Genomic DNA, 1,154 nt, shown 5'->3' on the forward strand with positions numbered 1-1,154 from the left:
GGCCACACCTTCGGGCGTGGGCTTGGCCACGTAGCCTTGCAACAAGGCGATGAAAGTCACCGCCACGGCAAAGACCACACTTTTGATGATGCCGTTGCCAACGTCCTTGAAGACATCGACCCCACCTTGCATCTGGCTCCAAAAAGCACCCGAGTCGACACCGATGAGCAAAACACCCACCACATAGCCGCCCAAAATGCCCACAGCACTGAACACCGCCGCGAGAAGCGGCAAGGCAATGATGCCCCCCCAAAAACGCGGTGCCACGATGCGCTGCAACGGGTCCACCGCCATCATTTCCAAGGCGGTAAGTTGCTCGCCCGCACGCATCAAGCCGATCTCGGCCGTGAGTGAAGCCCCTGCCCTGCCTGCAAACAACAAGGCAGCCACCACAGGCCCCAACTCGCGTACCAAGCTGAGTGCCACCAGCAGACCCAAGGCCTCTGCCGATCCATAGCGCTGCAGCGTGTAATAGCCTTGCAAACCCAGCACAAAACCCACAAACAAGCCCGACACAGTGATGATGGCCAGTGAATAGTTGCCTAAAAAATGCACTTGATCGCGCACCAAGCCAAACCGTTTGAGGGCCGCGCCGGACATGCGCAACAGCTTGAAAAACAAGCGCGCGGCATAACCCCAATCGGCCAGCATCTGGCGGGTGGCCGCCCCCAAAGCGGCAAGTCCTTGGACCATGTTCATGCAGGCCTCCGGTCATAGTCTTGCGCGGGGCTGGGCGCTGGGTAATGAAAAGGCACGGGGCCGTCACTCAGGGCATGCACAAACTGGTGGATCAGCGGATCGGTGCTGGCCCGCAACTCGGCTGGGGTGCCCTGGGCGGCCACCCCGCCATGCGCGAGGATGACCACATGGTCGGCGATTTCAAAAGTCTCGGTGACATCGTGCGAGACCACCACACTGGTGATGCCCAGGCTGTCATTCAATCGCCGTATCAAGCGCGCTGCGGTGCCCAAGGAGATGGGGTCCAACCCGGCAAATGGTTCGTCGTACATGATCAGATCGGGGTCGAGCGCAATGGCGCGGGCCAGCGCCACCCGCCGGCTCATGCCGCCAGAAATTTCGGAGGGCGACAAGTCTCGGGCGCCACGCAAACCCACTGCGTCCAACTTCATGAGCACGATATCACGGATCAGATC

2 protein-coding genes are annotated in these 1,154 nt (G+C 60.6%); both read right to left on the reverse strand.

Annotated features, from left to right (window positions below; all coding sequences use genetic code 11):
- Positions 1-699 (reverse strand): lipid asymmetry maintenance ABC transporter permease subunit MlaE (mlaE, locus tag Q0341_RS07555; RefSeq protein WP_299511716.1); only part of this gene is annotated, 699 nt, incomplete at its 3' end.
- The coding region (locus Q0341_RS07560) for an ATP-binding cassette domain-containing protein (protein ID WP_299511718.1) at positions 696-1,154 on the reverse strand (459 nt) is incomplete at its 5' end. The genes Q0341_RS07560 and mlaE, both read right to left, overlap by 4 nt.

Origin of the sequence: uncultured Limnohabitans sp. (genome assembly GCF_937889215.1) — a bacterium.
In the GTDB taxonomy this organism is placed as follows: Bacteria; Pseudomonadota; Gammaproteobacteria; order Burkholderiales; family Burkholderiaceae_C; genus Limnohabitans_A.